This is a genomic window from Collimonas antrihumi, from assembly GCF_018304965.1.
Lineage (GTDB): Bacteria > Pseudomonadota > Gammaproteobacteria > Burkholderiales > Burkholderiaceae_D > Collimonas > Collimonas antrihumi.
Map to the genome: position 1 here is coordinate 171,737 of NZ_JAGQED010000002.1, position 17,051 is coordinate 188,787.

Below are 17,051 nucleotides of genomic sequence, written 5' to 3' on the forward strand. Positions count from 1 at the left end.
AGAAAAAAATCTGAAGGAGGTCACTCTATGAGTTGGCTAGAAAAATTACTACCCCCACGTATTCAGCGCAGCGACTCGGCAACCCGTAAATCGATCCCTGAGGGATTGTGGGTTAAATGCCCGTCGTGCGAAGCGGTTTTGTATCGCACCGACCTGGAGTCGAACATTCATGTTTGCCCGAAGTGCGATCACCACATGAGGATACGTGCACGTGAGCGCCTGGACGCCTTGCTGGATGCCGGCGGGCGCTATGAAATCGGCCAGGAAACCCTGCCGATCGATACCCTCAAATTCAAAGACAGCAAAAAATACCCGGACCGCCTGAAAGCAGCGATGGATGCCACCGGTGAAACCGATGCGCTGATCGTGCTGGGCGGTTCCATCATGACGTTGCCAGTGGTCGTTGCGGCGTTTGAGTTTGAATTCATGGGCGGCTCCATGGGTTCGGTGGTAGGTGAGCGCTTTGTGCGCGGCGCCCAAGTTGCGCTGGAGCAAAAAGTGCCGTTCATCTGCATCACCGCTACCGGCGGCGCGCGTATGCAAGAAGGTTTGTTGTCCCTGATGCAAATGGCCAAGACCACTTCGATGCTGACCAAGTTGTCGGAAAAGAAATTGCCATTCATTAGCGTCCTGACCGATCCGACCATGGGCGGCGTTTCTGCCTCTTTCGCCTTCATGGGCGATGTCGTGATCGCTGAACCGAAAGCGTTGATCGGCTTTGCCGGACCGCGTGTGATTGAGAATACCGTGCGTGAGAAGCTGCCAGAAGGCTTCCAGCGCGCTGAATTCCTGGTCACCAAGGGTGCGGTCGACATGATTGTCGATCGTCGCAAGATGCGTGAAGAAATTGCGCGCTTGTTGGCGTTGTTGCAAGATCAGCCGGCTGAATCCATCGCTTGATGTGAATTTCGCCATGGGGCCTGAACTGTTGCGGTTCAGGCCTTTTGTTTTTAGTTGGATGTCAAAATGTCAAATATTTCCGCCAAGCCTGTGACGCTGGCCGACTGGCTTGCTCTGCTTGAGTCACGCCACTTCAAAACCATCGACATGGGCCTGGACCGCGTGGTGCAGGTGAAGGAAAGACTTCAGCTGCAATTCACCTGTCCGGTCATCATGGTCGCCGGCACCAATGGCAAAGGCTCGACCTGCGCCATGCTGGAATCGATCCTGCTGCGCGCCGGTTACAAGGTCGGCCTGTATATCAAACCGCATTTCCTCGATTTCAACGAGCGCGCGCGCATCAACGGCGAATCGGCGTCGGATGCCGCCCTGATCGCCAGTTTCGAAGCGGTAGAGGCGCAACGCGGCGACATTTCCCTGACTTATTTCGAATTCACCACGCTGGCCATCATGCATCTGCTGGCAGCGGCCAAGCTCGATGTGGTGATCCTGGAAGTCGGCCTGGGCGGACGCCTGGATGCAGTCAATATTGTCGACGCAGATGTGTCGATCGTCACCAGCGTCGATATCGACCATACCGAATACCTGGGCGATACGCGCGAGAAAATCGGTTTTGAGAAGGCTGGGATTTTCCGCGCCGGTAAAGCCGCCATCTGCAGCGATCCGGTGCCGCCGCAATCATTGATCGACCACGCCAATGCAATCGGCGCCGATCTTTGGCTGCTGGGGCGCGATTTCAACTATACCGGCGACAAGCAGCAATGGAATTACGGCGGCCGCGGCCAGCGCCGCAACTCATTGGCCTACCCCAGCCTGCGTGGTGCCAACCAGTTGTTGAATGCCTCGGCGGCATTGGCGGCGCTGGAGGCATTGCGGCAGCAATTGCCGGTGAGTGCGCAAGAGGTGCGCAGCGGCTTTGTCATGATGGATTTGCCGGGTCGTTTCCAGGTCTTGCCGGGACAGCCGCTGGTGATTCTGGACGTCGCGCATAATCCGCATGCGGCGGCGACCCTGGCCCAGAATCTCGATAACATGGGCTTTCATCCGTATACCTATGCCGTATTCGGCGCCATGCTGGACAAGGATATCGAGGGCATTGTTACCCAATTGAAGACGCGCATCGATCATTGGTGTCTGACGGCATTGCCGCTGCCGCGTGCCGCCACTGGCGAGCAGTTGAAAGAACGTTTGCTGGAGGCCGGTGTCCATCCGGAAGACGGGGCGGATGCGCAATCCAGCATCATGTCTTTCGATTCTCCTGCAGAAGCCTATGCAAATGCATTAAGTAGAGCAGGTGAGAATGATAGAATTGTGGTTTTCGGATCGTTCCTGACTGTGGCCGGTGTAATGGCGGCCCGAAAGTCTGGATTTCACTGACGATTTATCAGCGGGTATGCACGGGGTATGCGTGTGAACCGGCTCACTAGCTAGCAAAAAATATCGCATGGGTTTGTTCTCTTTTCTTCGCAAAAACAAGCAGCAAACAGACCCTGACCAGGGCGTTTATCGTTCAAAGGCGGATACCGGCTTCGGTCCTGGCGCGGAACAGGGCGAATTGCCTCTGCGTGCGCGCAAAGCCAAGGCAAACAAGGCCGGCAACCAGCCGAATGAAGCGGTAGATCCGGTCTTGCCGGAAAAGAAGCGGGCCCGGCGCCGGCTGGTCGGCGCTGTAGCCCTGGTGCTGGCGGTAGTGATTGTGCTGCCGATGATCCTCGATTCCGAGCCGAAGTCGCTGCCTAACGATATTGCAATTCAGATCCCGTCGCGCGATAAATCGAGTACAAGTGTGGATGCAAGCGCGGGCGCAAATGCCTCGGCCAGCGCGGCATCGGTCAGCAATAGCAGCGGCCTCGATCAACAGGAAGAAATAGTCGATCCGGCCAGCAGCACCCCGGTTGCGCCAACCCCAGTACCACCGGCCGCGACTGCAGCCAAACCGGCCGTGTCCGACAATGCCGGCAATACTGCCCCAGCCACGCCTAAAGTGGTAGCGGCGGTGCCGCCTGAGATCGCGCCTAAGCCCGAACCTAAGCCGGAGCCTAAACCAAAGCCAGAGCCGAAGCCGGAAGCCAAACCAAAACCTAAAGTCGAGCCAAGCCAGATTGCTGATACGCATGATGACGCAGCGCGGGCGCAAGCGATTCTGGAAGGGCGGCCTATAGCCGCGCCGGCAGCCGACAAGAAGCCTGGAAAATTCGTGCTGCAGGTAGCAGCACTGGCAACGCAAGACAAAGTCGATGAGCTGCAAGGCAAGCTGAAAGATGCCGGTATTCATTCATATACACAAAAAGTCCCAACCCAGGCGGGTGATCGCATCCGTGTCCGCGTTGGCCCGTTCAGTAGCAAGGAAGAGGCTGAAAAAGCCCGCGCCAAGCTGGCCAAGCTGGGTTTGAGCGGCAGTTTGATTCCTGGTTAATGACGAGCTGGCGGACGGGTGGCTTGATTTCGGCCGTATCTGGCGCCATATAGGTCACTGATCAAAGATATGCAGACAGCAATGCAGACAACGATGCGGACAGCGTGACGATTTTCGACTATCTGGTGTTATTCGTACTGATCTGTTCGGTCGTGATCAGCACTTTGCGCGGTCTGGTAAAGGAAATCCTGTCGTTGGCAAGTTGGGTCGTAGCCTTGGTGGTCGCCAACGCGTACGGTGAAAATCTGGCAAAATTGCTCCCCGAAGTGATTCCTGGGAATGTAACCCGCTTAATCGTGGCTTTCCTGGCATTGTTTATTGGCGTAAGGTTATTAATGATGTTGTTGAGCATGGCGCTGGAAGCCGTGATCAAAGCCAGCGGTTTGGGACTGGTGGATCATGGACTGGGTGTCTTGTTCGGTGTGGCGCGTGGCCTGGTGATTGTGTTGGCGGTGGTTTTGGTATGTGGTGCTACGGCAATTCCGCAACAGCCTTTATGGCGCGATGCGATGCTGAGCCCGTTGGCGGAGACCGCTGCGCGTACTGTCATCCCCTATTTGCCGGGTGAGTTCGCCAGCCATCTGAAGTTTTGAATTTGCTTTACAGGATTTGCGCAGAATTTCGCCGGCATGGCATACCGAAACTTGTGTCGCGGTTTGTGACGAAGTTTGTGTCGAAGTTTGTGTGAGTCCCATTGAGTAGTCCCGGATTGTTTATTGTTTAGGAGTCCACCATGTGTGGCATAGTCGGCATCGCTTCCCACAACCCCGCCAATCAGCTCATTTATGACGCTTTGTTGCTTTTGCAACATCGTGGCCAGGATGCAGCGGGGATCGCTACCAATCACGGCAACGGATTTTTCATGCACAAGGCCAACGGCCTGGTGCGCGACGTCTTCCGTACCCGCAACATGCGCTCGCTGCCGGGTAATTTCGGCATCGGCCAGGTGCGTTACCCGACCGCAGGCACAGCCAGCGCGGAAGAGGCGCAACCGTTTTACGTCAATGCGCCATTCGGCATCATCCTGGCCCATAACGGCAACCTGACCAACGCCGAGCAGCTGAAAATCGAGATGTTCAAAAACGATAGACGGCATATCAACACCGATTCCGATACTGAAGTGTTGCTGAACGTGCTGGCGCATGAGATCCAGCAAGCAACCATCGGCTACTCGCTTGATCCTGGCGTCTTGTTCAAGGCTGTCGCAAGCGTCCACAAACGCGTGCGTGGTTCTTACGCCGTGGTAGCGCAGATTGCCGGCCATGGTTTGCTGGCATTCCGCGATCCGTACGGGATCCGGCCGCTGTGCATCGGCCTCAACGAAACCGACAAGGGCACCGAATACGTCATCGCCAGCGAGTCGGTCGCACTGGAAGGCCTGGGTTTCCGCTTCCTGCGCGATGTGATGCCAGGCGAAGCGATTTTCATCGACATCGACGGCCAGATGTATAACCAGCAATGCGCTGACAATCCGACCTTGAATCCTTGCGCTTTCGAATTCGTGTACCTGGCCCGTCCTGATTCGATCATCGACGGCGCATCGGTGTACGCAACCCGCCTGAAAATGGGCGAGTACCTGGCCGACAAGATCAAGCGCGAATTTCCAGGCGGCGATATCGATGTGGTCATGCCGATTCCCGATTCGTCCCGTCCTGCGGCAATCCAGCTGGCGCTCAAGCTGAATATCGAATACCGCGAAGGTTTCATCAAGAACCGTTACATCGGCCGCACCTTCCTGATGCCAGGACAGGCAATCCGCAAGAAATCGGTACGTCAGAAGCTCAATGCAATCGGCTCCGAGTTCAAGGGCAAGACCGTGTTGCTGGTCGACGATTCGATCGTGCGCGGCACTACCAGCCGTGAAATCGTGCAGATGGCGCGTGATTCCGGCGCCAAGCGCGTGATCTTTGCCTCGGCCGCGCCGCCGGTCAAGTTCCCGAACGTCTACGGCATCGACATGCCGACCCGCGGCGAGCTGATCGCCTACGGTCGTACCGATGAAGAAGTCTGCCGCGAAATTACCGCCGATGCATTGGTGTATCAGGATATCGACGCCCTCAAGCGTTCGATTTCCGACGTCAATCCTTTGCTGCGCAATTTCGAAGCATCCTGCTTTGACGGCAACTACATCACCGGCGACATTTCGCGCGACTACCTCGATCGCATCGAGTTCGCACGCAATAATCCAAAGCCGGAAAGCGAAGACGCAGTACGTTCGCAGTTGAATCTGAGCCTGGCGCAAGTCGACTGATTGTCCGGTAGCGCAGTAGGGTGGGCAAGTTTTTTTGCCCACGCTGCAGGCCATGGCTCTCAAACAAGCATTGATCAAATATGACTTCAAGATACGGCTTCACCACCACCATCCTGCACAGCGACCGGCAAAAAGCCATCGAGCACGGCGCGCCGCATAAGCCTATCCACACCTCGGTAACCTGGGGTTACAGCGATGCGCGCCAACTGGCCGAAGTATTCCAAGGCAAGCAGTCCGGCTACCGCTATGGCCGCCAAGGTAACCCGACCGTCGCAGCGCTGGAAGACAAAGTGACGAAAATGGAAGGGGCTTTCGCCACCATCTGTTTCGCTTCCGGCATGGCGGCCATCGGCGCGCTGGTGCAAGCTTTGCTGCGCGAAGGCGATCACGTGGTGTCGTCGGTATTCTTGTTCGGGAATACTGCCAGCCTGTGGCAAACTTATGCCGGCCAGGGCGGCAAGGTGAGTATGGTCGACGCCACCGATGTGGCGCAGGTGGAAGCCGCATTGACGCCGGCGACACGCATGGTGTTTGTTGAAACCATCGCCAATCCGCGCACCCAGGTTGCCGACCTCAAGCGCATCGGCGATTTGTGCCGTGAGCGCGGCATTTTATTCGTGGTGGATAACACCATGACTTCACCCTATCTGTTCCAGCCGAAATCGGTGGGCGCCGGACTGGTGGTCAATTCCCTGACCAAATCGATCGGCGGCCATGGCAATGCGCTGGGCGGCGCGATCACCGATACCGGCTTGTATGACTGGAGCTGCTATCCCAATATTCTCGATGCCTATAAGCGCAATCCGCAGCCGCAGTGGGCCATGGCGCAGATCCGCGCCAAAGGCTTGCGTGATTTCGGTGCATCTCTCGGGCCAGAGGCGGCCCACCATATCGCCGTCGGCGCAGAAACCGTGGCGCTGCGGATGGAGCGTAGCAGCGCCAGTGCACTGGCTGTGGCGCAGATGCTGGAAGCCGATCCGCGGGTGGCGGCAGTACACTATCCGGGCTTGAAATCACATCCGCAACACGCCTTGGCAGCCGATCTGTTCCGCGCGTCCGGTTATCTGTTCAGTTTTGAATTGAAGCCGGAGATCGATTGTTTCGATTACCTGAACCGGTTGAAGCTGGCGATTTCCGGCACGCATCTGGGCGACAATCGCACCCTGGTCATCGCGGTTGCCCATACCATTTTCTATGAGATGGGAGCGGAGCGCCGTGCTGCCATGGGCATCAGCGAATCGTTGATCCGGGTATCGATCGGGATTGAAGATACAGCAGACCTGGTGGAAGATTTCCGGCAAGCGCTGCAGGCCTAGTCTGCCAAGACAATAAAGTAGAGCGGGGTGGACATGTTTTGTCCACCCCGTTTGCATTTCAGATGGTGTCGCGGTCCAGCCACTTTGGCACGTGATGCGGCACAAACGACCTGAACCGTTGCAGCAAGTCCGCAGGCCGCGCTTCCGCTATCAGGATTTCTGCCTGCTCGCCTTTCAGGAAGCGCTGCGACACCATGTGCTGGATGAACTGCAACAAACCGTCGTAAAAACCGTCGACGTTCAGCAAGCCGATCGGTTTCTGGTGGAAACCCAATTGGGCCCAGGTAAATACCTCAAACAATTCTTCCAACGTGCCGACGCCGCCCGGCATGGCGATAAAGCCGTCGGACAGGTCGGCCATCATCGCTTTGCGCTCATGCATGTCCTTGACGATATGCAGCTGCGTCAGGCCGTTGTGACCCAATTCCTTTTTCAGCAGTGCTTCCGGGATAACGCCGGTGGCCTGGCCGCCCAGGCGCATGACTTCATCGGCAATAATTCCCATCAGACCGACATTGCCGCCGCCGTACACCAGCGCGATATTCTGTTCGACCATGGCTTGCGCGAGCTCGCGCGCCGCTTGTGCATAGACCGGCGTAGCGCCGGGCGAAGAGCCGCAATAAATACAGAGAGATTTCATCAGGCGTTGCTTTGCAAATATTTGGTTTTCAGTTGCTCGAAATGGACCAGCGTTTCGCCGCGCAGATAGGGCTGCATCAGCGCCAGCACCTGGTAGCAGCCGCTCGCCAGCGCATGTTCCACTACCGCCTGCTCCGTATATTGACGCGGATTCAGGACGTACTGGTATGACAACCAGTAGCTGGCTACCACCACCATGTTGGACGACAGGGCGTCGATCTCGGCCGGAGTGGCATGCAGCGCCTGATCTTCGTGCAAACCGTGGCATAACTCTTTAACTACCGCTATCTTGTGCCCGAAGATTTCCTTGAAGTGAAGCTCCAGGGTGCGGTTGCGAGACAGCAGGTCGTTCAGGTCGCGATAGAAGAAGCGATAGCGCCAGATCAGCTGGAACATGTGGTGCAGGTAATGCCAGACGTCGTGCATGGTGGGACGCTGCCCTTGCGTCATGGCCAGCATGCGGCTGATTTCTTCCTCGAACGTGACGAAAATCGAATTGACGATATCGTCTTTATTGCGGAAATGGTAGTACAGGTTTCCCGGCGAGATCTTCATCTCGTCGGCGATGATGGTAGTGGTGATATTGGGTTCGCCGAACTCATTGAAGAGTCGCAGCGACAGATCCATGATTTTTTCGCGGGTACGACGCGGCGCCTTTTGCTCCATGACTTATTTTCTTTCTGATATCCAGTCCGCAATGCTGTTTTACCAATTGGTAAATATGTTTAGAGAAGATTGTATATTGCTTCGTGCCTATCGTCGTAATTTGCATTGCTGAAATGATAGTAGTCACATTTGCTTGACTAGGCGCCGATCCCTGTTTCTGAATACACCTTATCATCGCACCCATCCTGCCGCTGTTATAAAATGGAGCGCCTGGTGTCTATCCAGGCAACGCTTTACATATAAAAAGGTCAGCATGTCAGAGTCTCCTCCGCAACGTCCCGATACCCCATGCGTGGCGGTTTGTTCCACCACTTTCGACGACGTCTGCCGTGGTTGTGGGCGTACCGTCAACGAGGTCGCCCATTGGGTCTTCATGACCGAGGAAGAGAAAACCAAGGTCTGGCAACGGATTACCGCCGAGGGCTATCCGCGCCGGCAAGGGTAGCCGCAGATGTAAGCTGCTTGCGACGGGGTGACAGCAGATTGCTGGCGTACAAAACTCCGGCTTCCATGATTGGCGCCGTCGACGGCATGTCATGTCGATACCATTTGCAGCCGGCGATCGATAGCAGGACCATTCCCCGATCGATTTGATGAAAATCGGTCTTGCCTTTCCTGTAACGTTGTGCGCGTGTCCCCGGGATTGTGTTGTTTTCGATCATCGAAATGACTGTAACTGAATGAAAATGATCAGTTTTAACCCGTTCTTTATGTTAAAACTTGCTGTATATTTCGGCGTAAAAACAAGCTCTGTCACAAGGGATTGTGAGCAAAAGTTAAAGATAGCGATAGTGCATGGTTAAGAATATTTCTCTATGGCATATGGCTTATAATGCCGCGCGAAATGCCAGGGTTGTGATTGACATTGCGACAGGAATTGCCATCGGCTCAACTCCCAAGATTGTTGGCAGAGCATGAAATCGATTTGATGGGTGTTGGAGAATGGTGAAATGAAACTCGGAGGTGTCAGATTTTCAATCGTATCTGACGCGGCATGGGCACCCGGACTGGATACGGCTGCAGCATGGCTAACGTGGGCCAACGATCCGCACGTCATTACCGGCAGTGGCGAAGCTGCTGTTTCCGCTATGCCTGCCATGTTGCGCCGACGTGCAGGTGCCATGGGAAAAATGGCATTGGAAGCGGCTTATAGTTGTCTTGGTGGCAAGAACGATGTGCCAACCGTGTTTTGTTCTCGCCACGGTGAATGCGTGCGCTCGGTAGAGTTGCTGGCCGATCTGGCTCAGGATCAGCCGCTGTCTCCCACCTCTTTCAGTTTGTCGGTCCACAATGCTGCTGCCGGCTTGTTTTCTATCGCCCGCCAGGATCAGGCCAGTCATGCCGCGGTGGCGGCGGGGCACAGTGGGGTGGAGCATGCAGTAATCGAAGCCTGCGGCCTGCTTGCGGATGGTGCGGCTGAGGTGCTGCTGGTGGTTTATGACGGTTTTTTGCCTGAGATATTTGAAGAATATCAGGATTGCCGGGAACAGCCATTTGCCTGGGCGTGGCTAATACAATCAGCGCAATCAGCGCAATCTGCACAGCCGGCAGGTACGGAATCGCCTGGTACTAGTAGTACCATTTCTCTGTCCTGGAGCGGGCCGGCTGGAGATGAAATGGATGCGATGAAACAAGAGCCAGGCAGCGGCCGGCAGCCCGCCGGTTTGGAAGTGTTGGCTTTTTATCTGCGTCAAGATCCCGAGCTGATCCGCACCATCGATGGCCGCCGATGGCGCTGGGGGCGTCTTGCTTAAGCGTGCAAATCGCTATTGGCGCGTGCTGGCAACCGGTTTCAGCTTTGTGCTGTTTGCAGTTGGTGGCCTGTTCTTGCGTGTTACGGTTTTCCCGGTAATGAATCTGCTGATTTGGGAACGGCAACTGCGCATGGAGATAGCGCGTCGTGTGATTCGGCTGGCACTTCGCGGCTTTGTCGGATGCATGCGATGGCTGGGTGTGCTGGACTACGAAATTAGCGGACTGGAACGATTGGAGCGGCAAGGTTTGTTGATTTTGGCAAACCATCCGACGTTGATTGACACCGTGTTCCTGATGGCGTTTGTCAAACGCGCAGATTGCATAGTCAAAGGCCGGCTTTGGGATAATCCGTTTACAAGCGGGCCGCTCAGTGCCGCCGGCTACATCAGCAACGACCGCGGCAGCGGGCTGATCGATGATTGCATCAGTTCCTTGCGGCGCGGCAGCAACCTGATTGTTTTCCCGGAGGGCACTCGCACTGCCGGTGATGGTCAAATCAGCTTGAAACGCGGTGCAGCCAATATCGCCGTGCGCAGTTTGTCAAATGTGACACCGGTAGTGATCCGTTGCCTGCCGCCGACTTTAGGCAAGGGCAGCAAGTGGTGGCAGGTGCCGCCGGTAGCGGCACACTTCAGCATTGAAGTAAAAGAGGATATAGAAGTACACGAATTTCTGGCAAAAGCCGGTAGCGAAGTATTGGCAGCAAGGCATTTAACTGCCCATCTGCAAGATTATTTTAGAAAAGAAAGCCAGGGCTATGCAGCAGCTTGAAGAAGAAGTGAAGCAGATCATCATCGATGTTCTGCAGTTGGAAGATATCACTACGGCCGATATCGTCACCGATGGGCCGTTGTTTGTCGATGGTCTCGGCTTGGATTCGATCGACGCGCTGGAACTGGGCGTGGCGATCCAAAAGCGCTACGGCATTTCATTGTCGGCAGATTCGGCGGAGACACGTAACCATTTTGCATCGGTACGCACGCTAGCGGCGATGATTGCCAGCAACAGAAAGAAGTGACGGTGTGAAATGATATTGACCAATTCCATGAGCAAGGAAGAAATTTACCTGTGGCTGGTGAATGTGTTGCATGAAATGTTCGAAATCGACAAGGACCAGGTAACGCCGCAGGCCAATCTGTATACAGATCTGGATATCGATAGCATCGATGCGGTAGATCTGGTGGTCAAGCTCAAGCAACTCACCGGCAAGCGCTTGCAGCCCGATGTGTTCAAGGCCGTGCGCACTGTGCAAGACGTGGTCGACGCGCTGGCTGACTTGCTGGCAGAGGATGGCAAGTAAGATTGCCAGGGAACTTCACACAGGATGCAGAATTTACCCGTTAACAAGTTGGTCAGGTTTAGGCGTTTTTTGCCCACCGTAGCGAGCTTGCTGGTCACGTTGCTCTATCCGCTGGCGATATGGTTGGGGCACGGGCGGGTCGAGCCGCGCCTGCTAGCCCTGTTGCTGGTGCTGGCGGCAGCCACCCGTCTGCCAACACTGAAATTGAATCGCGGCAGCCGCTGGTGGCTGGCGGGCGCCTTGCTGCTGGCGGCGCTGGCGATATGGAACAATGCTTTGCTGCCTTTGAAGCTATATCCGGTGCTGGTCAATCTCGGCATGTTGGCGGTGTTCGGCTACAGTCTGTATGCGCCGCCATCGGTGATTGAACGCATGGCCCGCCTGAGCGATCCGGCTTTGCCGGTCTACGCGATTGCCTATACACGCCGGGTTACCCAGGTCTGGTGCGTCTTTTTTGTCATCAATGGCACGCTGGCCCTGCTGACTGCCATCTGGGCCTCTGCCGCCGCCTGGTCGTTCTACAACGGCGTCCTCGCTTATGTCCTGATGGGCTGCTTGTTTGCCGGTGAGTATCTAGTGAGGATCATTGTCCGGCGCCGTCATCGTCAACTCGACGCGCAGCATGAAGCACAAGCGGATGGGCAACATGTTTGAGCGCCCTGATTTGCTGACGTTATTGAGTGCCCTGCCCAGCCATGATCAAGGGCAGAAGCAGAAGCAGGAGCGGGATCAGAATCGCCCATTCGCATGGCGCGAAGGCAAGCCGCTCAGCCATGCCTGGCTGGTTGCGCAAGTTGCCGCCTGGCGGCGCTTGCTGTCGCGCCAGGCCGGATCACGCTTCGCCTTGTATTCAAACGATAGCGCCACCTTTGCCTGCATCTTGCTGGGCGCATGGCAAGCCGACAAGACAATTTATTTGCCGGGCGATGTGCTGCCTGCCACCTGCGCAAATCTGAACGCGCTGGTAGACGGCTACCTGGGTGAATTTCCGCACCAATATGCACCGTTGACGCTCGATACCGACGACGATAACGCTAGCCATAACCAGGCAGAACCCGAATTCAAAGCGTTGCAGCCGGATTTTCCCGGATTGGTGATTTACACCTCGGGCAGTACCGGCGAACCGCAAGCGGTACCTAAATTCTTGTCTCAGCTGGCCACCGAAGTGGCGTCTCTGGAGCGCTTGTTTGGCGCCAGGATCGGCAACGCCGATGTCGTCGCGACGGTCTCGCACCAGCATATATACGGATTACTGTTCAAGATACTGTGGCCCTTAACTAACGGTAGAACAATACACGCGCAGCAAATCGGTTATCTGGAGGAGCTTCAGCTGCAACCAGGCGGCAAGCCGGTCGTCCTGATCTCCAGTCCCGCCCACCTGAGGCGTTTGCCTGTCGCGTTTACGCAGGATCAGGCCGCTTCGATACGCGCCATATTTTCATCCGGCGGTCCGTTGGAGGCCGAGGTCGCCTTTGCCGCCGGGGCTTTGTTGGGATCGATTCCGGTTGAGGTGTACGGCAGTTCTGAAACCGGTGGCGTGGCCTGGCGTCAACGTGTCGCCGGCGCAGACGATAGCTGGCAAGTGATGCCTGCGATTACCTGGCGCGTTGGCGCTAACGACGACGTGCTTGAAATCTGCTCGCCACATTTGGCCGACTCCGGCTGGTACGCCTTGGCTGATCAGGTACAGCTTATCGACCCGCAGCGTTTCCGTTTGAAAGGGCGCGTCGATCGTATCGTCAAGGTAGAAGAAAAACGCATCTCACTGGACGCATTGGAGCGGCAACTGAAAGCAATGGCGCAAGTGGCAGATGCGCGCGTTTTGTTGATCGGACAGCCAGAGTTACAGCATGAATTGCAACATAAGCCACAACATAAGCCGCAACACAAATCACAACATAAGTCGCAGCAACGGCAGCGGATTGCCGCCTTCGTCGTGTTGTCCGCTGCCGGCCTGCAGATTCTGGCAACGCAAGGCAAGCTGGCACTGAATCGCATGCTGCGCAACGGCATGGCGCATGCGGTGGAAGCGGTTGCGTTGCCGCGCAGCTGGCGTTATCTGGACGCGATGCCGGTGAACGCGCAAGGCAAGACTACCCGCGCCGATTTGCTGGCGCTGCTGGAATCGCCAGCGCCCGTCACCGCCAGCGCAGACCCGGCCGAGCTTCGGCGCAAGCCGCTCGTGCGTGTACTGGAACAAGAAACCCATCGCGTATTGCTGGAGTTGACCGTGCCGGCCGATCTCCTGTATTTCAACGGTCACTTTGACGGTGCGCCGGTTTTGCCTGGCGTGGTGCAGCTCGATTGGGCGATCAGCTATGGACGCCAATATTTTGCACTGGCGCCGCATTTCCTCGGCATGCTCGGCTTGAAATTTCAACGTGTGATTTTGCCAGACGCAGTAGTACAACTGGAGTTGCTGCACGATCCTAAAAAAAGCAGCCTGGCGTTTCGCATGGCCTCGACGTCCGGGCCGCATGCCAGCGGCCGCATCACGTTTGGAGCAAGCCATGCCGCAAGTTGAATTTAAGCCATGCGTGGTCATTCCGGTCTACGACCATGAACATGCTATCGGTACGGTGCTGGCGGCAGTACTTGCGCACGGCTTGCCTTGCGTACTGGTAGACGATGCCAGTTCGGCCGCGTGTGCAACGGTGCTTGATGAATTGTCAGCAGCCCATCCGCAGCAGGTCACCCTGTTGCGCCATGCCGTCAATCGCGGCAAGGGCGGGGCGGTGCTGACGGGTGTCCGGCATGCAGCCGCTGCCGGTTACACCCATGTGCTGCAGATCGATGCCGACGGCCAGCACAACACCGACGACATCCCGCGGTTTTTGCAGCAGGCCGCTGCCCGGCCGCAAAGCGTGATTGCCGGTTGTCCGCAATATGACGATAGCGTGCCGTCGGTGCGTTTTTACGGGCGGTATCTGACGCACGTCTGGGTCTGGATCAATACCTTGTCGCTGGATATCAAGGATTCGATGTGCGGATTCCGGGTCTATCCGTTGCCGTCCTTGATGCACTTGACGCGACGTAAAAAAATTGGCGAGCGGATGGATTTCGATACCGACGTACTGGTGCGTTTGCATTGGGATGGCGTGCCTGTCGTCAATCTGCCGACGCGCGTGACTTACCCCATGGACGGCGTGTCGCATTTTCGCCTTGGCCGCGACAATTTGCTGATCTCCCGTATGCACGCGACCTTGTTCCTTGGCATGCTGGTACGTGCGCCGCGCTTGCTAGGGCGTCGTCTGCGGTTGGCGCGAGGCCGATCTTGAGCGCCAGCCAGCGTCATTGGGCACAGATCAACGAAGCCAGCTTTGTGGGCGGCATGCGGCTGTTGTTCGGGATCTACCGGATCGCCGGCCGCTGGCCGTTTCGGCTGGCGCTGTATCCGGTGCTAGCCTGGTATTTGCTAAGCAAGCCGGCCGCCCGCAGCGCTTCCATGCTTTATTTGCAACGGCTTTGCGATTTTAATCCGGCCGTGGCCAGGCTCAACCGGATTCGACCGGACTGGCGCGGGGTGTTCCGGCATTTTGCCGCTTTTGCCGAAAATATCCTCGACAAGATGTTGTTGTGGGGTGGCTTGTTCAAGACTGCAGACGTAGTTTCGTTCGGCCGCGAGCTGATGCAGGAAAGCATACAGGCGCAGCGGGGCGGCTTGTTGATTTGCGCGCATCTGGGCAATCTTGAATTATGCCGTGTGCTATCGCGCCAGCGCCACGCGTTACGAATTACGGTGCTGGTGCATACCAAGCACGCGCAGGCGTTTAACCGGCTGCTGGCAAAACTCGATCCGGACAGCCAGTTGAACCTGCTGCAGGTAACCGAGATGACGCCTGCTACCGCCATGCTGCTGGCGGAGAAAGTAGGGCGTGGCGAGTTTGTGGCGATTGCCGGCGATCGCATCCCGGTGGCGGCAGTGCCACGCGTTGCACGTGCCTCTTTCCTTGGTGAAGCGGCGCCATTTCCGGTCGGCCCTTATGTATTGGCCAGCCTGTTGCAGTGTCCCGTCTACCTGCTGTTCTCAATGACAAAAAACGGTCGCTCCGAATGTCATTTCGAATTGTTCAGAGACGCGATTCAATTGCCGCGCAAGAGCCGCGATCAAGTCCTCGATGAACTGGCCGCCGCTTATGCGGCAAGGCTGGAGCATTTTTGCTTGAAAGCGCCGCTACAGTGGTTCAATTTTTACGATTTTTGGTATTTATCCGGGTACAAAGATGCATCTCGCTGAACTGAAAGACTTGTCTGCCACAGGGCAGCCGGCACCGACACAACGCGCCGTCCGTTTTGATCAAGGCCGATTGACGATTGAAGACATTGTCGACATCGCATCGGGATCGGCAAAGGTCGAGTTGTCCGATGAGCCGGCATTCCGCGCCGCGATTAGCCGCGGTGCCGACTTCCTCGATCGCCTGCTACGTGAAGACGGCACTATCTACGGCGTCACCACCGGCTATGGCGACTCCTGTACCGTGACCGTCCCGCCCGAACTGATCGCAGAATTGCCGCATCACTTGTACACCTATCATGGCTGCGGTTTGGGCGAATTGTTTAGTCCGGCGCAAACCCGGGCCATCATGGCGGCGCGGCTGGCATCGCTCAGCAAAGGATATTCCGGCGTCAGTGTCGGCCTGCTGGAACAGATCGCCCGCTTGTTGAAAGAGGATTTGCTGCCCTTGATCCCATCCGAAGGATCGGTCGGCGCCAGTGGCGACCTGACGCCGCTATCTTATCTGGCTGCCGTGCTGTGCGGCGAGCGGGAAGTTTGGCGCGACGGCGTCAAGGTCAACGCCGCCGAGGCTCTGGCGGCAGCTGACATTACACCGCTGCGCCTGCGTCCGAAAGAAGGTCTGGCGATCATGAACGGCACCGCGGTAATGACGGCCCTGGCTTGCCTGGCCTACGACCGCGCGCAATACCTGGTGCGTATCGCCACCCGGATTACCGCCATGGCGAGTTTCGCCCTGGATGGCAATGCTCATCATTTCGACGCCACTTTGTTTTCCGTCAAGCCGCACGCAGGCCAGCAGCAGGTGGCCGCCTGGCTGCGCCAGGATTTGCCGGTAGATGACGCACCACGCAATCAACAACGTTTGCAGGATCGTTATTCCATCCGTTGCGCGCCGCATGTGATCGGTGTATTGGCGGATGCGCTGCCATGGATGCGCGAGTCGATTGAAAACGAATTGAATAGCGCCAATGACAATCCGATCATCGACGCTGAAAATGAACGCGTGCTGCATGGCGGCCATTTCTACGGCGGTCATATCGCGTTTGCCATGGACAGCATGAAAAATGCAGTCGCCAACGTCGCCGATTTGCTTGACCGGCAAATGGCTTTGCTGGTCGATAGCCGTTACAACCATGGCTTGCCGGCCAATTTATCCGGCGCCGAAGGGCCGCGCGCCAGCATTAACCACGGCTTGAAGGCCCTGCAAATCAGCGCCTCTGCCTGGACCGCGGAAGCGCTCAAGCAGACCATGCCGGCCTCGGTGTTTTCGCGTTCTACCGAATGCCACAATCAGGACAAGGTCAGCATGGGCACGATTGCCGCCCGTGATTGCCTGCGCGTGTTGCAACTGACTGAACAGGTAGTAGCTGCGCTACTGATCAGCGTGCGCCAGGGTGTCTGGCTGCGCTCACGGCTGGATGGCGCCCCGCAAACGCAGCAGAACCTGCAGCAGATGATGGAAGTGCTGGCGGCCGACATTGCCGTGATACAGGAAGACCGCATGCTGGAGCCGGACCTGCGTCGCTTGCTGGAGCGCATCCGCCTCAAACAATGGCAGTTGTATGAGTAAC

The 17,051-nt window shown here is 56.7% G+C and carries 18 protein-coding genes; 16 read left to right on the plus strand and 2 right to left on the minus strand.

Translation table 11 applies throughout. The annotated features are described in order from the left end of the window. Positions 1 to 27: 27 nt before the first annotated feature. From accD to KHU29_RS03465, 6 genes are all read left to right on the plus strand, one after another. Positions 28 to 900, plus strand: coding sequence for an acetyl-CoA carboxylase, carboxyltransferase subunit beta (accD, locus tag KHU29_RS03440; protein ID WP_092415597.1), 873 nt, complete (start codon positions 28 to 30; stop codon positions 898 to 900). Between the two features lie 66 nt (positions 901 to 966). Then, a complete protein-coding gene (folC, locus tag KHU29_RS03445; RefSeq protein ID WP_211451288.1) occupies positions 967 to 2,277 on the plus strand; it encodes a bifunctional tetrahydrofolate synthase/dihydrofolate synthase in 1,311 nt (436 codons plus the stop codon). Between the two features lie 67 nt (positions 2,278 to 2,344). Then, on the plus strand, positions 2,345 to 3,316 hold the full coding sequence (locus KHU29_RS03450; RefSeq protein ID WP_211451289.1) for an SPOR domain-containing protein: 972 nt from the start codon (positions 2,345 to 2,347) through the stop codon (positions 3,314 to 3,316). 104 nt (positions 3,317 to 3,420) lie between these two features. Further along, complete coding sequence (locus KHU29_RS03455; protein ID WP_211451290.1) at positions 3,421 to 3,909, plus strand: CvpA family protein; 489 nt, start codon at positions 3,421 to 3,423, stop codon at positions 3,907 to 3,909. 140 nt (positions 3,910 to 4,049) lie between these two features. Further along, positions 4,050 to 5,567 carry an amidophosphoribosyltransferase gene (purF, locus tag KHU29_RS03460; protein WP_211451291.1) on the plus strand — a complete coding sequence of 506 codons (1,518 nt, stop codon included), beginning with the start codon at positions 4,050 to 4,052 and terminating at the stop codon, positions 5,565 to 5,567. 80 nt (positions 5,568 to 5,647) lie between these two features. Continuing rightward, positions 5,648 to 6,883 (plus strand): cystathionine gamma-synthase family protein, encoded by a 1,236-nt coding sequence (locus KHU29_RS03465; RefSeq protein ID WP_211451292.1) that lies wholly within the window; start codon positions 5,648 to 5,650, stop codon positions 6,881 to 6,883. A gap of 58 nt (positions 6,884 to 6,941) precedes the next feature. On the opposite strand, the gene KHU29_RS03470 is transcribed toward KHU29_RS03465, so the two are convergent. Next, positions 6,942 to 7,523, minus strand: a complete 582-nt coding sequence (locus KHU29_RS03470; protein ID WP_211451293.1) for an LOG family protein — start codon at positions 7,521 to 7,523, stop codon at positions 6,942 to 6,944. Then, complete coding sequence (locus tag KHU29_RS03475; protein WP_211451294.1) at positions 7,523 to 8,188, minus strand: TetR/AcrR family transcriptional regulator; 666 nt, start codon at positions 8,186 to 8,188, stop codon at positions 7,523 to 7,525. Before KHU29_RS03475 ends, KHU29_RS03470 begins: the two co-directional genes overlap by 1 nt. Before the next feature lie 253 nt (positions 8,189 to 8,441). Here KHU29_RS03475 and KHU29_RS03480 point away from each other — a divergent pair, with 253 nt between their 5' ends. The 10 genes from KHU29_RS03480 to KHU29_RS03525 all read left to right on the plus strand — a co-directional run bounded on the left by KHU29_RS03480 (position 8,442) and on the right by KHU29_RS03525 (position 17,050). Further along, on the plus strand, positions 8,442 to 8,633 hold the full coding sequence (locus KHU29_RS03480; protein ID WP_092358171.1) for a DUF1289 domain-containing protein: 192 nt from the start codon (positions 8,442 to 8,444) through the stop codon (positions 8,631 to 8,633). 505 nt (positions 8,634 to 9,138) lie between these two features. Beyond that, entirely contained in the window at positions 9,139 to 9,942 is an 804-nt protein-coding gene (locus KHU29_RS03485) for a beta-ketoacyl synthase chain length factor (protein WP_211451295.1), read from the plus strand. Beyond that, positions 9,908 to 10,714 carry a lysophospholipid acyltransferase family protein gene (locus KHU29_RS03490; protein ID WP_211451296.1) on the plus strand — a complete coding sequence of 269 codons (807 nt, stop codon included), beginning with the start codon at positions 9,908 to 9,910 and terminating at the stop codon, positions 10,712 to 10,714. Before KHU29_RS03485 ends, KHU29_RS03490 begins: the two co-directional genes overlap by 35 nt. Continuing rightward, positions 10,701 to 10,961, plus strand: a complete 261-nt coding sequence (locus tag KHU29_RS03495; RefSeq protein ID WP_211451297.1) for a phosphopantetheine-binding protein — start codon at positions 10,701 to 10,703, stop codon at positions 10,959 to 10,961. The genes KHU29_RS03490 and KHU29_RS03495 overlap by 14 nt, the downstream gene beginning before the upstream one ends. 27 nt (positions 10,962 to 10,988) lie before the next feature. Further along, positions 10,989 to 11,243 (plus strand): acyl carrier protein, encoded by a 255-nt coding sequence (locus KHU29_RS03500; RefSeq protein WP_211451298.1) that lies wholly within the window; start codon positions 10,989 to 10,991, stop codon positions 11,241 to 11,243. Positions 11,244 to 11,267: 24 nt separating this feature from the next. Then, complete coding sequence (locus KHU29_RS03505) at positions 11,268 to 11,897, plus strand: COG4648 family protein (protein WP_211451299.1); 630 nt, start codon at positions 11,268 to 11,270, stop codon at positions 11,895 to 11,897. Further along, complete coding sequence (locus KHU29_RS03510; protein ID WP_246541446.1) at positions 11,890 to 13,767, plus strand: ApeI family dehydratase; 1,878 nt, start codon at positions 11,890 to 11,892, stop codon at positions 13,765 to 13,767. Before KHU29_RS03505 ends, KHU29_RS03510 begins: the two co-directional genes overlap by 8 nt. Continuing rightward, on the plus strand, positions 13,754 to 14,521 hold the full coding sequence (locus tag KHU29_RS03515; RefSeq protein ID WP_211451301.1) for a glycosyltransferase family 2 protein: 768 nt from the start codon (positions 13,754 to 13,756) through the stop codon (positions 14,519 to 14,521). The genes KHU29_RS03510 and KHU29_RS03515 overlap by 14 nt, the downstream gene beginning before the upstream one ends. Beyond that, complete coding sequence (locus tag KHU29_RS03520) at positions 14,518 to 15,480, plus strand: lysophospholipid acyltransferase family protein (protein ID WP_211451302.1); 963 nt, start codon at positions 14,518 to 14,520, stop codon at positions 15,478 to 15,480. The genes KHU29_RS03515 and KHU29_RS03520 overlap by 4 nt, the downstream gene beginning before the upstream one ends. Continuing rightward, positions 15,467 to 17,050, plus strand: coding sequence for an HAL/PAL/TAL family ammonia-lyase (locus KHU29_RS03525; RefSeq protein ID WP_211451303.1), 1,584 nt, complete (start codon positions 15,467 to 15,469; stop codon positions 17,048 to 17,050). Before KHU29_RS03520 ends, KHU29_RS03525 begins: the two co-directional genes overlap by 14 nt. Position 17,051: the final 1 nt, after the last annotated feature.